A 13,348-nucleotide genomic window follows, 5' to 3' on the forward strand; every position below is an offset into this window, starting at 1 on the left:
ACCCTATCTATTAAGTTTGAAACGTTGTTGTACACTTGGGATGCTGTTCTTTTTTTAATAATTAGTTTATCTTAGATCATTAAGCGGGTCTTCGGTAACTTGTAGTACATTTACATCCACTTCTCCCGAAACAGAAAGATCATTTTGAGTGGTGTTAAATTCTCCTGATATATCTAAATTGTAAGAAAATTTCAGGTTTTTTGTTTCGAGATTAAAGTTAAAATTTGTGACACTAATATTGGAAAATGCAGTTTCAGTAAAAATGTCAAAATTTTCTACTTCAAAAATGGTTAGATCTGCAGAAATTACTGCATAATTTTGAATTAGTATTTTTAATTCAAATTCCTGATTTGGTGTTCCCGGAGCGTTTACATCTAGTATCATACTTATTATTGGTTGATTGATATTAGGAGCACTTAGTGATCGTCCCAATACAAATCGAAAACCTGTATCTGTCTCAAAAACCGAACTGGCATTGGGTAAAATATTTGGAGATATAGGAGTGAATTTAAACAGATTGTTATCGGTAAAAGGAATATTGTCGGGTCGAGTGCCTTCTAGAAAAAGACTGATAGCCCCAAATTGGGTCAACTCTTCAAACCCTTGACCATCCGTTCCATCAATTCCATCAATTCCATCAACTCCGTCAACTCCGTCAATACCATCGACCCCGTCAATGCCATTTTGCCCTGCAGGCCCTTGTGCTCCATCTTCAACTTCGCAACTTGTAATTAATAGTCCAACAGAGCAGATTAGAAAGCCTTTGAATATATATTTAATTTTTTTCATTGTTATTTTTCTTTAATAATTGTTTTATCTAATAGGTCTTATTTCTTCCAAAACAAATACATCTGCAGTTCCAGAAACTACAAGAGGATTGTTAGTAAAATTGTCCTCTTCGTTGACAGTGAATGAGAATGAGAAAATCAAATGATTGGTTTCAGAATTAAAATTAAAGTCAGAAATGTTTAGGTTGAATATTTCAGATTCATTGCTGTCAAACACGATCCCCAAAAAAGTAGCATCGTCAAAAAAGATGGCAATATCATCTACTTTGATCTGAAAATTTTCGAAGGTTGGGATCGTTGCATCGGGATCTATAACATCCATTATGATTCTCACAGAAGACTTTTGTGCAAATTCATCTGTTGTGCTTAAGAATCGTTTTGTGTTAAAACGTAAACCAGTCGCTAGAGGTACTACCGAATTTGCGACAGGGATTTCTTCAGGGTCAATAAATTTGAAAACTTCAGTGTCTGTAAAAGGGATGTCATTAGGTAGGATTCCTTCTACAGTAAGTGCAAGGCTTCCAAATCTTGCGAGCTCATCAAAGCCTACGCCGTTTTCACCGTCTTCGCCATCTTGACCATCTTGACCATCTTGTCCGTCAACACCATTTTGCCCATCTATACCATCTATCCCATCTACCCCTGGAGGGCCAATCTCACCATCTTCACAGTTTACTAATATTAGCCCCAATACGAATAGTAGTGCTATTCTAAAAAATAAGTTTTTCATTTTTTTGTTTTTAAAATGTTTGTTTTTGATGGCTACAAATAACAGGCTACCAGAGGTTTTAATAGCTATAAAGATTTGTAAAGAGGAAAAAATAGGATTGAAAGGGAAAAAAAAGGGATAAAGATGGGGGTAAATTAGGATAGAAAAAAAACGACAGCAACATGAAACATATTTGAGTGCTGCATAGAGCCTGAAAAAAGAAATATTATTGCTCCGAACTTGAGGTACTCAGTTGTTTTCAACTTTCAGTTACTCGTTTAAACCATGTTAGTAAGAACAAAAAAATAGCAACTGAAAAGAACTTTCAGTTGCTATTTTTTAAAAGTATGTGTTTGTGAAACAATAAGCTTCTTTATTTAGGACCTTCTATTTTGGATCCAGCATCTTTTTGCGCTAGTAGCTTTTTCTGATATCTACCTTGTACAATGTCAATTAGTACAAGGATGACAATTACAAAGTAGAAGGTTGTTTTACTCATCGGTGTAATAGGGTTGCCAAACAAATATAGATGCGCTAGGTGACCACCTTCAGACAATAACATGATTCCTACAATCAAAAGAATAAAAAGCCCTAGCACTTCATACATTCTGTTTTTCTGAAGGAAATTCGAAACTTTATCAGCCAATACGATCATTAGTATACCTCCTAATATGATGGCAATTGACATAAGGATCAATTGGGGTATATATTCCATATGACTAGTTAGCGCCATAGCACTCAGGATAGAATCAAATGAAAAAACCAAATTCATGATCACAATCCAAAAGATTACCGTATTGATAGAACCTTTGCGCACATCTTTTTGTGCAACTTCATGTTCATTCAATAACATCATGTGCCAAATCTCTTTTACGGCTGTGTAAATGATAAAAACACCCCCGCCTAGCACAATAAGTCCGTGGACATTAAGCTCGAACTCAAAAATCCCATTATCCCGTAGACTAGCAAAAGGATTCTGGAAGTATTGGATTAAAGACATTAAAGCAAAAAGTAATACAATACGAAGTACAATGGCTAATCCCACACCTATTCTTCGAACAAAGCTTTGTTTTTCTGCAGGAGCCTTTTTTGATTCTAAAGAGATGTACAATAAATTATCAAAACCGAGAACCGCCTGCAGCAATACAAGCATTAAAAGTGTAAAAAGACTATCAAGTGTGAAAAGTTGTTCCATAAAAGTATGTATTGGTTATTTTGCTCACGCAATTATAAATATAAAATTTGTATTTGCTCACCTTGCAAGGTCAAAATTCTTCTAAGAAGCTGAAAGTGAGTGGTTAATTTGTTTATGAGAAGTTGAGTCGTTTTTTACGGGTGTATTGGCATGGTAGTTGGTAATGTTCGGGGGTAAACAAACAAATCAATTTTAATAAACTATGAAAAACTTATTTTTTTACATTATGTGTTTAGGGGCGCTATTAACATCATGTTCTAATGACGATGATTCTGGGAGTTTTGCAGCGGTTACGTATCAGTTAGTCGAAGTAAATACCGATAACCCGATCGATGTTGATGGAGACAATGTTGCCAACAGAAACGAACTGCTAGAAACCGATTGTTATGGTAACTCTCGTATTGTGTTGGAAAGTCTTACAAGTGGCTATAATTTCACTAGCGAATTTGGGTATTTGGATACCGCTTCTGAATTGAGAACTACCTGTGGAGGAGAAACTAAAAATGGTTCTTACCAATTATCTGATACCTCTTTGGTGATAACTTATGAAGATGGGAGCAGCCAAACTTTTCAGGTAGATGGGGATAAATTACTGGTTTCAGATGAATGGACCCTTTTTGATGGAGATTTAACTAAAAAAGTAGAATTGGTATATCAGAGACAATAGTGGGGCGAATATTATCCTGAAATCCTATTGATATAGATCAAGACCGTCTTAATTTGTTAAGCGGTCTTTTGACTTTTAAGTTAAAATATATGTTAGCTATAACTTTTTAATGTGCTTCCAGCCAATCATTACCCAATCCTAGATCTACATCCAAAGGTACTGCAAGTTCATAAGCGCTTTCCATTTCGGTTTTGATCAGTGTTTTGATCTCTTCGAGTTCAGGTTTAAAGACATCAAACACCAATTCATCATGTACTTGCAATAGCATTTTGGTTTTGTAATTGCCTTCCCTTAACTTCTTGTGGATGTTGATCATCGCAATTTTAATAATATCTGCTGCGCTACCTTGTATAGGTGCATTTACGGCGTTTCGTTCTGCTGCTCCACGTACAACTGCATTGGCAGAATTGATATCTTTCAAATAGCGACGTCTACCCAATACCGTTTGTACATATCCATTTTCTCGAGCAAAATCAACTTGTTCGCTCATGTAATTGCGAAGTTTAGGGTAGGTTTTGTAGTAGGTGTCAATCAATTCTTTGGCTTCGCCACGAGAAAGACTGGTTTGGTTACTCAAACCAAAGGCAGAAACCCCATAGATGATCCCAAAGTTTACTGTTTTGGCATTGCTACGTTGCTCTCTGCTCACTTCGCTAATCGGTACGTTAAATACTCTTGCAGCGGTAGAGGCGTGGATATCTTCTCCATTTCGGAAAGCCTCAATCATCGTTTCTTCTTCACTTAACGCGGCAATAATTCGTAATTCTATCTGAGAGTAATCGGCAGCAAGCAAGGTGTAGTCATCATTTCTAGGAACAAATGCTTTTCGTACTTGTCGACCTCTCTCTGTTCGAATAGGTATGTTTTGCAAGTTAGGATTGTTAGAGCTCAATCGTCCTGTGGCAGCAACGGTTTGCATGTAGTCGGTATGAACGCGACCTGTGGTTTCGTTAACCTGATTAGGTAGGGCGTCAACATAAGTACTTTTTAGTTTGGTAAGCCCTCTATAATCTAATACACTTTGGATGATCTCATGGTCCTTGGCTAAATAGGATAATACGTCTTCTGCAGTAGAGTATTGTCCCGTTTTGGTCTTCTTGGGCTTATCTACTAATTTCATTTTTTCGAAAAGAATTACACCTAGCTGTTTGGGAGAAGCGATATTAAACTCTTCACCAGCAGCTGTGTAAATTTTGCTTTCCAAAGCTTTGATGTCGTTGTCTAACTCGTTAGAAAGGGATTCTAGGAATTTTTTATCCAAATTGATTCCTTCGATTTCCATATCAGCCAACACGCGTAGCAAAGGAATTTCGATATCTTCAAATAGCGAAACAGTCTTGGCTTCGTTTAATTCTGGAGCGAAGTGTTCCTTTAATTGAAACGTAATGTCAGCATCTTCTACAGCATATTCGGTTTGTTGATCTACGGGCACTTGTCTAAAGGAAAGCTGATTTTTTCCTTTCTTTCCAATCAACTCGGTTATAGAGACCGGAGTGTAGTTGAGGTAAGTTTCAGAAAGTACGTCCATGTTGTGTCGCATATCTGGATTAATAAGATAATGAGCTAACATGGTGTCGAATAACTTTCCTTTTACCTCGATATTGTACTTTGCCAGTACTTTGATGTCATATTTTAAGTTCTGCCCAATTTTTGAAATATGCTCGGCTTCAAAAAATGGTCGTAACTCTTCAATAAGCGCTTGCGCTTCGTTGCGATCTTCTGGGAAAGGGATGTAGAATCCTTTGGTTGCTTCCCAGGAAAAAGCGATTCCTACCAGTTCTGCCACCAATGGATCCAAACCAGTGGTTTCGGTATCAAAACATACATGCTCCTGTTGCAGCAGGCTTTTTAAAAACAACTTCATTGCCATCCCCGGAGCAATACTTTGATAGAAATGTTCTGTGTTGGCAATAGTTTTACGTCTAGATGAGGAAGTAGCTTCTGAGCTATCTTCAGTTTCTCCAAATAATGAAAATTGTCCAGCTCCCGCTTGTTTGCTTGATTTTTTTGCAGCAGGAGTTGAAGTGCCTTGGGTAGTTGCAGCTGTTTCTCCGGAAAATATCTTTGTAAACTGATCTTTCAGTCTTCGGAATTCTAATTCTTCAAAGATCTCATGAACTTTGGAAGTATCCGGTTCCGAAAGTTCATAGTCATCAGCATTGAATGTTACATCACAATCGATTATAATCGTGGCTAATTTTTTAGAAAGTAAGCCTAGTTCTGCGTTGGCTTCTACTTTTTCTTTCATTTTCCCTTTTAGCTCGTGGGTATTCGCCAGTAAACCTTCCATAGAGCCATAGGCAGCAATAAATTTCTTGGCTGTTTTGTCTCCCACACCAGGTAAACCGGGGATGTTATCCACGGCATCACCCATCATTCCTAGATAATCAATCACCTGTTCTGGGCGTTCCACTTCAAATTTTTTCTGCACCTCTGGGATACCCCATATTTCAATACCATTACCCATTCGAGCCGGACGGTACATAAAGATATTTTCGGATACCAATTGTGCATAATCTTTATCGGGGGTCACCATATAAGTTTGATAACCTTCTTTTTCGGCTTGCTTGGCAATGGTTCCAATCAAATCATCAGCTTCAACTCCCGCTTGCTCAATGATCGGGATATGCATAGCTTTTAGGATGTTCTGGATATAAGGAACAGCAATTTTGATCGCCTCAGGGGTTTCGTCCCGATTTGCCTTGTACTCTGGGAATATTTCTAAACGATCTCTACTTCCTTCTTTATCAAAAGCAACAGCCAGATGATCTGGCCTTTCCCTTTTAATCACATCAAATAGTGAATTCACAAATCCCATAATGGCCGATGTGTCCTGACCCTTGGAGTTCACCCTTGGATTTTTGATAAGAGCATAATATCCTCTAAAGATAAGGGCGTAGGCATCGAGCAGAAAAAGACGTTTTTGTGACATGATAACAAGTTGAAATTTTAGAAACGCAATATAAAAAGAAGATTAATCAAAATGAGACGAAATAGGTAATAAATGTAAATAAGAAATGCCGTCAAGAGCTGACGGCATTTCGCCCCAAAATAAAATTGATAACAATGTATCAACTGCTATAAATACGATAGTAGTCTTTTTACTATATGTTTAAGATTTTTAAATTATTATGCCCCAAAAGGAAATATTGTTCGAATTTACAAATAAATATTTTACTTCCGAAACAATTTATTAAGATTTCTCTCATGAATTTACATAAATTATAACGTATAAACGATAATAAAATTGTATTGCGTTAATTTTTACTTAAAAATGACGACATATGAAAAAGGAGAGATAGTTTTGTCTTGTTAATGAATTTAGAATAATATATGCGCTGGTTAATCCTTATTACGATATTTCTTTTGGTCGAAACTTATGCTTTTCAGGCAGTTAAGACACTTTCGAAAAATCAAATTGTTCAAATTATTTATATGGTCATTTCTTTAGGGATTTTGGCCTATGTGATATATACTTTTGCAAACTATGACCGTAGTGTTGGTCCTACTAAATATTCTTTGAGAGCAAGTGGTTTGTTGTTGCTAACATTGGTCCCAAAAATGATATTGGTGCTTTTTATGTTTGGAGAGGATATCATAAGAATATGTGTGGCGGGTTATAATTACCTTACCAATACTTTTTTTGATGGTAATGTAGCACAGTATATGCCTGATAGAAGAAAATTTATTAGTCAAATCGCTTTAGGTGCTGCTGCAATTCCTTTTGCGGGACTGCTTCATGGAATTTTTAAAGGAAAGTATAATTTTAAGGTAATACGTCATGTATTACATTTTGAAGATTTGCCCTCAGCTTTTGATGGCTTTCGAATTGCGCAGATTTCAGATATTCACTCTGGGAGTTTTGATGATCCGGCCAAAATAGAATACGCAGTAGACTTAATTAATGAACAAGAATCTGATGTTTTGCTCTTTACCGGGGATATAGTAAATACCATGGCAAAAGAAATGGATGATTGGATTGATACTTTTAAAAGAATCAAGAACCCTAAGTACGGGAAATATTCTGTTTTGGGAAATCACGATTATGGAGAATATGTGACCTGGGATAGTGAGGCTGAGAAAGCTGCTAATTTTCAGGCGATAAAAGATATACATACTAAAATCGATTTTAATCTGTTACTTAATGATAGTGCCTTTATCGAAAAAGATGGGGAACGAATAGCGGTAATCGGTGTCGAGAACTGGGGGCATAATTTTAAAAAAGCAGGAGATTTGACCAAGGCGTCAAAAAAGGTGTCTAAGGATGATTTTAAGGTGTTGCTGAGTCATGATCCTTCACATTGGGAACATGAGGTGAAAAAACATGATGATCATTTTCACTTGACGTTGAGTGGGCATACGCATGGTTTTCAATTTGGGATTGAAATTCCTGGTTTTATGAGGTGGAGTCCGGTGCAGTATGTGTATAAGCAATGGGCTGGGATGTATAATGAAACAGGACGTTATCTGAATGTGAACAGAGGTTTTGGTTTCCATGCATTCCCAGGAAGAGTAGGGATTTGGCCAGAGATTACTATCATAGAATTAAGAAAAGGTAAAGAAACTGCTTAATTCTGAGAAAATAGTATATTTACGATAGTTTAGCGAGTGGTTATTTACCATGCCATAGCAAATAAAAGTATTGAACATGTCAAAGTTTGGAGAAATAATTGATATTGATGTTCCGGTTCTATTGGATTTCTACACCGAATGGAACGAACCTTCTATTGCCATGCACCCTGTGCTTAAGGATGTAGCTGCAGCAATGGGAGATAAAGGGAAAGTAATCAAAATCGATGTTGATAAAAACGAAGAGCTTGCAACCGCTTTGCGAATTAAAGGACTGCCTACCTTGATGATATATAAAGGTGGTGAGATGGTTTGGAGACAAAGTGGTGAGCAGGACGCAAACACCTTGATCGGCCTGATGAAAGAATATGTTTAAGACTGAATACTTTTAAAAGTATATCCTTCCCCTGAAAAATAATCAAATACCTTCGGTAATACTTCATATAAGTTTTTTGAAGCTTTGATGCTGTCGTGAAACACTAAGATGCTTCCTTCTTCTGTGTATTTAATGATGTTTTGTAAGCAAATTTCAGGAGCTATTTTTTGTTCCCAGTCTTTGGATAAAACATCCCACATTACAATCTGATATCCCAATTTCTGTAAGGCTTTGTATTTGATGGGGCTAATCTGTCCATATGGGGGTCTAAATAATTGCCTAGAGATAGGTTGATTCAGGGTTTTTTCTATACTATTTTTACATTCGTGTGTGTTTGAGATATATGCTTTGGTATTGGTTTTCCATGCTTTTACATGGTTCATCGTATGATTGCCAATAACATGGCCTTCAGAAATGATTTGGCGAGCTATGTTTGGATGTTTTTTTACATTGTCTCCAATACAGAAAAAAGTCGCTTTGGCATGGTATTCTTTTAAACAGGACAAAACAAATTCGGTAACTTCTGGAATGGGTCCATCGTCAAAAGTGAGATATAGTGTACGTTTATCTTTATGTTGTAAATCCCAAATGTATGATGGGAATAACTGTTTTAGGATGTTAGGAGTTTTGTAAGGAATCATCATTAAAAACTTGTTTTGCAATCTACTTTTTTTGACTGCTTTTTTAATATCTTTGAAAGAAACATTTTAAAACCTAAATAATGAAAAAAAGAAAATCTAAAAAATTAGAGCTTAAAGTCCAAAAAATTTCTAAAATTGGGGCTATATCTATTAAAGGGGGACAGACTTCGCGCACATATGGTACCTGCCCTAGGTATACTGAAAATTACACAAATTGTTATGTAAGTAAGTGTATTTTGACGGGTTGTGGTCCAGGAACTACTGGTCCTACAGGAGATCCAGACCCTACTAATCAATAGAATTATAAAAAAAAAGACTTCGAAAGAAGTCTTTTTTAATGTTTAGTCTTTTAGTATCGTTTTCGAAGTGTCTTCTTCCTCTTCCAACAGGTTATCATCATCATATTCTTCGTCTGAAGAGTACAAGCGTGTAAATAATCTTAAGTAGTTATTAAATTCTTCAGCCTTTTCTTCAATTAGCTCACGATCTTGATTTATTAGTAGTAAATCTACCACACTACGGTAACGTTCTACATTAGTCACAATATCCTCTGCATGTTGGTACTGTTCTTTTAAGCTTAAACTACCAAAATAAGTGAGTTGTTCCTGGTACTTTTTGGCAACTTTATGCCAAAGTTCACGGGCTTTTTCTTTTTCTCCTACCTCATAATACCCGGTTATATATGCCTCAAGTAGGGTATAATACTCGTAGTATTCGATGGGCATTTTGTCCATAGCCAGATCCATCACTTCTTTGGCTTTGTCTTTTTTGCCTTCAGTAATCAAAGCTTCTACCAATCGTGCTAAATTACTTCTGTACGTAATCGCATTTTTTCTGGTTTCTGGGTCGTGATAGATATTAGGGTCATTACTATTCCCCCAATCCCAGCTCATTACATTTTCATACATTAAATCGGTGTCGATTCTACCCATGTCAAATGGATTACGGCGATCTACTTTGGTGCGTATTGGGACCAATTTAAAGGTAACTCCATCCAACTGCAAATAATCCTTCATCCATAAAAAGTCATCGTCTCCATAGCTTCCACCAGTAAAGTAGATAGGACGTTCCCAATTGTTATTGGCAATAATATCTAGCATCAATAACCTGTTTTTGAACAGTAGATCACCTTTTAAATGAATATCGATATAAGGAACAATGAGATCAGCATCTTTTTGAGCAACAATACCACTTCGTAATACAGCTTCTTTGTCTACAGGGATTCTAATATGTTTGGTAGGGAAAGTGTTTACCAATTTACCACTTCCTGTATTTCCTTTTGTTCTTGGGTCATCAGTCTCAATCCAACGCATCCAATTTTTAATGAGCATAGTGTCATTAGTCACTGGTTTGTAGTAGATAGCGTCATTATTTCCCCAAGCGTAAAAACTGTGTTGTAATTGTGAAGGAATAGGTTTTCCGTTATAAGCTGCTTTTTTCATCTGGTCAATATACCAATCCGTAGCAAATAAGCTGGTATTTACCGTTCTTACGTCGGTACGATACCCTTCGATATCCTGTGCGTACCATAGAGCAAAGGTGTCATTGTCTCCAATGGTAAATAGAATAGCATCTTCCTGGCAAGATTGTAAATACATCTTTGCCATTGCTTGTGCTGTATATCGATTAGAACGATCGTGATCATCCCAGTTTTGAGACGCTAAAACTACAGGAACGGCAAGCAAACAGACAACTGTAATTGCTGGAGCCACAATTTTTGGAGTGATATATTTTTTCAAAAGATCGAAAAGGGCATAAACTCCAAACCCAATCCAAATGGCAAATACGTAAAAAGATCCAACAAGTGCGTAATCTCTTTCTCTGGGTTCAAAAGGTCTTTCGTTGAGGTATACTTTTAATGCTAATCCTGTAAACAAGAAGAAAATCAACAATACCCAAAAATACTTTTTATCACGCTGAGCCATAAACACAAATCCAAGGAGTCCAAGAAGTAGTGGCAAGAAATAATAAGTGTTACGAGCTTTATTTTTTAATGTATCCGTAGGCAAGTTATCCTGTGATCCTAGATGCATCTCGTCTATAAATTTGATACCACTAAGCCAGTTTCCTTCCAAATTGGTTAGGTTACCTTGATTGTCATCTTGTCTTCCAACAAAATTCCACATAAAATATCGCCAGTACATATATCCCATTTGGTAATCGAACATATAGTATACATTGTCCCAAAAACCTGGTTTTTCTACGTCAATATAATTACCAAACGATTGTAAAAATTTATTGTAGTCTTCATTGTCTAATTTCCCCTGGGCATAATCTCTTCTAAATTTGGTAACGGCATTGAGTAATTCATCTTCATCTTGATACTCGGGTTTTATTGTAAAACGTAATGGTCCTGTAAAGTCCATGTAATTTGCAATATGCTCGGTGCTCCACATTCGTGGTAAGATGGATTTGTGAGCATCGTCCAGGTTTTGCTTGGCATTTTTCCAGTCGTTTACGATAATGTATTTTCCAGATTTTAGATCTTTTTCATATTTCGGTTTGTCGTCTTCATATGGATTATCTTCGTCCAGTTGTGCGTAGATTTCAGAAAACTGCGGTCCATAAAAGAGATGTGTTTCAGGATATTGCTCTAGGTTATAGTATGCCAGAAGCTCTCTGGCATTATTAGGGTTGTTTTCGTTGATCACTGTTCCTGCATTGGCACGAATAGGTAGCATGATCCAACTTGAGAATCCAACCAAAATGAACACTACACACAGTAATAAAGTGTTTAATTGTGTATACGCTTTTTTACGAGTATATCGAATGCCATAGTAGAATGCTGCAATAATGACTAGTCCAGCTATTATTGTTCCAGAGTTGAAGGGCAATCCAATTGAGTTTACAAAAAACACTTCGGCCGCACCAAAGAACTTCAGTGTCGAAGGAAGTAATAATTTAAATATGAATAAAAGAATAGCGACTACTGCTACATTGGCGATCACAAAGTTTTTGATCGTAATTTCTTTATAGTTTTTGAAATAGTACAACAAGCCTATGGCTGGAATTGATAACAGTCCCATAAAGTGCACTCCAAAGGATAATCCAACAATAAAAGAAATGAGTATTAACCATTTGTCTCCTCTAGGCTGATGCATATCTCGTTCCCATAATAACCCCAAGTAAAATAGAACAGCTAAAATACAGGTGGCCATGGCGTATACCTCGGCTTCAACGGCATTAAACCAGAAACTATCGGTAAATGTAAATGCCAGAGATCCTACAATACCGCTACCTAATACAGCAAGGGCCTTGCTTTTGGTAAATTCTTCGTCTTTTACAACAATCTTTTTAACAAGGATAGTAATTGACCAAAACATAAATAAAATGGTAAAAGCACTTGCGAAAGCAGAGGTGAGGTTTACCATTAAAGCGATTTGCGTTACATCTGAAGCAAAAATACTTGCAAAAGCTCCAATCATTTGAAATAAAGGTGCTCCTGGCGGGTGCCCTACTTGTAATTTTGAGGAGGTGGCAATATATTCTCCCGCATCCCAAAAACTAGCGGTTGGCTCTACGGTTAGCGAATAGACGCATAGAGCAATGGCAAAAATGGCCCATCCCACTATTTTATTCCACTTTTTAAAGTTGAAATTGTTCATATGATTGTATGGTTATGTAACGTGTGGCGAATTTAGTAATAAAAATACTTTCCCCTTGTTTTTTTTAGTAAACGCTTAACAGAAGTTTATATTTTTAAAGACGTGGATGGAAATAAAAAGTGACATTACTTTAATTTTTTTGATAAAAATATTTGCAGAGGAAAAAGAATGTATTAAATTTGCACCCGCAATCACGGTATTGGTCTATGGTGTAACTGGCAACACGTCTGATTTTGGTTCAGAAGAGTCTAGGTTCGAGCCCTAGTAGACCAACAACAAAAAGAACTACTTGATCAAGTAGTTCTTTTTTTATTTTATGCTAAAAATATACTGCGAGAAGTTTATGCCGAATGAGGAACGAATTGAGGTGAGCCCTAGTAGACCAACTAAAATTTGAAGGAATTAGATTAAATCTAATTCCTTCTTTTTTTTTGAAAAGCTTTTGGGCGAGAAGTTTACCCTGAGCATCAGCTGAAGGGAGCCCTAGTAGGCCAACAACAAAAAGAACTGCTTGATCAAGTAGTTCTTTTTTTATTTTATGCTAAAAATATACTGCGAGAAGTTTATGCCGAATGAGGAACGAATTGAGGTGAACCCTAGTAGACCAACAAAATTTGAAGGAATTGGATTTGATCTGATTCCTTCTTTTTTTAAAGCTTTTGGGAGAGAAGTTTACCCTGAGCTTAAGCTGAAGGGATTCTTAGTAGATCAACAACAAAAAGGAATTGTCTTAATAAGGTAATTCCTTTTTGTTTTAGGTTAAGGATGGGGTGTCATCAGTTTTATCGAATTGTAGAC

11 protein-coding genes and 1 tRNA gene are annotated in these 13,348 nt (G+C 36.5%); 6 read left to right on the plus strand and 6 right to left on the minus strand.

Annotation, left to right across the window (positions count from 1 at the left end):
- Positions 1–66 precede the first annotated feature (66 nt).
- From ACXAGJ_RS19810 to ACXAGJ_RS19820, 3 genes are all read right to left on the minus strand, one after another.
- Positions 67–789: a hypothetical protein gene (locus ACXAGJ_RS19810; RefSeq protein ID WP_474842264.1), complete on the minus strand. Its 723-nt coding sequence runs from the start codon at positions 787–789 to the stop codon at positions 67–69.
- Positions 790–813: 24 nt separating this feature from the next.
- Positions 814–1,518, minus strand: coding sequence for a hypothetical protein (locus ACXAGJ_RS19815; RefSeq protein ID WP_474842266.1), 705 nt, complete (start codon positions 1,516–1,518; stop codon positions 814–816).
- A gap of 352 nt (positions 1,519–1,870) precedes the next feature.
- Complete coding sequence (locus ACXAGJ_RS19820; protein ID WP_474842268.1) at positions 1,871–2,692, minus strand: TerC family protein; 822 nt, start codon at positions 2,690–2,692, stop codon at positions 1,871–1,873.
- Between the two features lie 202 nt (positions 2,693–2,894).
- On the opposite strand from ACXAGJ_RS19820, the gene ACXAGJ_RS19825 reads away from it, so the two are divergent.
- Positions 2,895–3,359, plus strand: coding sequence for a hypothetical protein (locus ACXAGJ_RS19825; RefSeq protein WP_474842270.1), 465 nt, complete (start codon positions 2,895–2,897; stop codon positions 3,357–3,359).
- 106 nt (positions 3,360–3,465) lie between these two features.
- Here ACXAGJ_RS19825 and polA read toward each other — a convergent pair whose 3' ends face one another.
- Positions 3,466–6,294 carry a DNA polymerase I gene (gene polA, locus ACXAGJ_RS19830; RefSeq protein ID WP_474842418.1) on the minus strand — a complete coding sequence of 943 codons (2,829 nt, stop codon included), beginning with the start codon at positions 6,292–6,294 and terminating at the stop codon, positions 3,466–3,468.
- Between the two features lie 398 nt (positions 6,295–6,692).
- On the opposite strand from polA, the gene ACXAGJ_RS19835 reads away from it, so the two are divergent.
- Positions 6,693–7,931 carry a metallophosphoesterase gene (locus ACXAGJ_RS19835; RefSeq protein ID WP_474842272.1) on the plus strand — a complete coding sequence of 413 codons (1,239 nt, stop codon included), beginning with the start codon at positions 6,693–6,695 and terminating at the stop codon, positions 7,929–7,931.
- A 70-nt stretch (positions 7,932–8,001) separates the two neighbouring features.
- Positions 8,002–8,304: a thioredoxin family protein gene (locus ACXAGJ_RS19840; RefSeq protein ID WP_342039425.1), complete on the plus strand. Its 303-nt coding sequence runs from the start codon at positions 8,002–8,004 to the stop codon at positions 8,302–8,304.
- Here the strand turns inward: ACXAGJ_RS19840 and ACXAGJ_RS19845 are convergent.
- The gene (locus ACXAGJ_RS19845; RefSeq protein ID WP_474842274.1) at positions 8,301–8,948 is read right to left on the minus strand and encodes a polysaccharide deacetylase family protein; all 648 of its coding nucleotides are present in this window, start codon (positions 8,946–8,948) and stop codon (positions 8,301–8,303) included. The genes ACXAGJ_RS19840 and ACXAGJ_RS19845 overlap by 4 nt on opposite strands.
- A 77-nt stretch (positions 8,949–9,025) precedes the next feature.
- On the opposite strand from ACXAGJ_RS19845, the gene ACXAGJ_RS19850 reads away from it, so the two are divergent.
- Positions 9,026–9,244 (plus strand): hypothetical protein, encoded by a 219-nt coding sequence (locus ACXAGJ_RS19850; RefSeq protein WP_474842276.1) that lies wholly within the window; start codon positions 9,026–9,028, stop codon positions 9,242–9,244.
- Positions 9,245–9,286: 42 nt separating this feature from the next.
- Here ACXAGJ_RS19850 and ACXAGJ_RS19855 read toward each other — a convergent pair whose 3' ends face one another.
- Positions 9,287–12,550: a glycosyltransferase family 117 protein gene (locus tag ACXAGJ_RS19855; RefSeq protein WP_474842278.1), complete on the minus strand. Its 3,264-nt coding sequence runs from the start codon at positions 12,548–12,550 to the stop codon at positions 9,287–9,289.
- A 200-nt stretch (positions 12,551–12,750) separates the two neighbouring features.
- On the opposite strand from ACXAGJ_RS19855, the gene ACXAGJ_RS19860 reads away from it, so the two are divergent.
- Positions 12,751–12,823, plus strand: a tRNA-Gln gene (locus ACXAGJ_RS19860).
- Between the two features lie 265 nt (positions 12,824–13,088).
- Positions 13,089–13,292, plus strand: a complete 204-nt coding sequence (locus ACXAGJ_RS19865) for a hypothetical protein (RefSeq protein WP_474842280.1) — start codon at positions 13,089–13,091, stop codon at positions 13,290–13,292.
- Positions 13,293–13,348: the final 56 nt, after the last annotated feature.

The organism is Aquimarina sp. AWH4_224, from assembly GCF_056160245.1.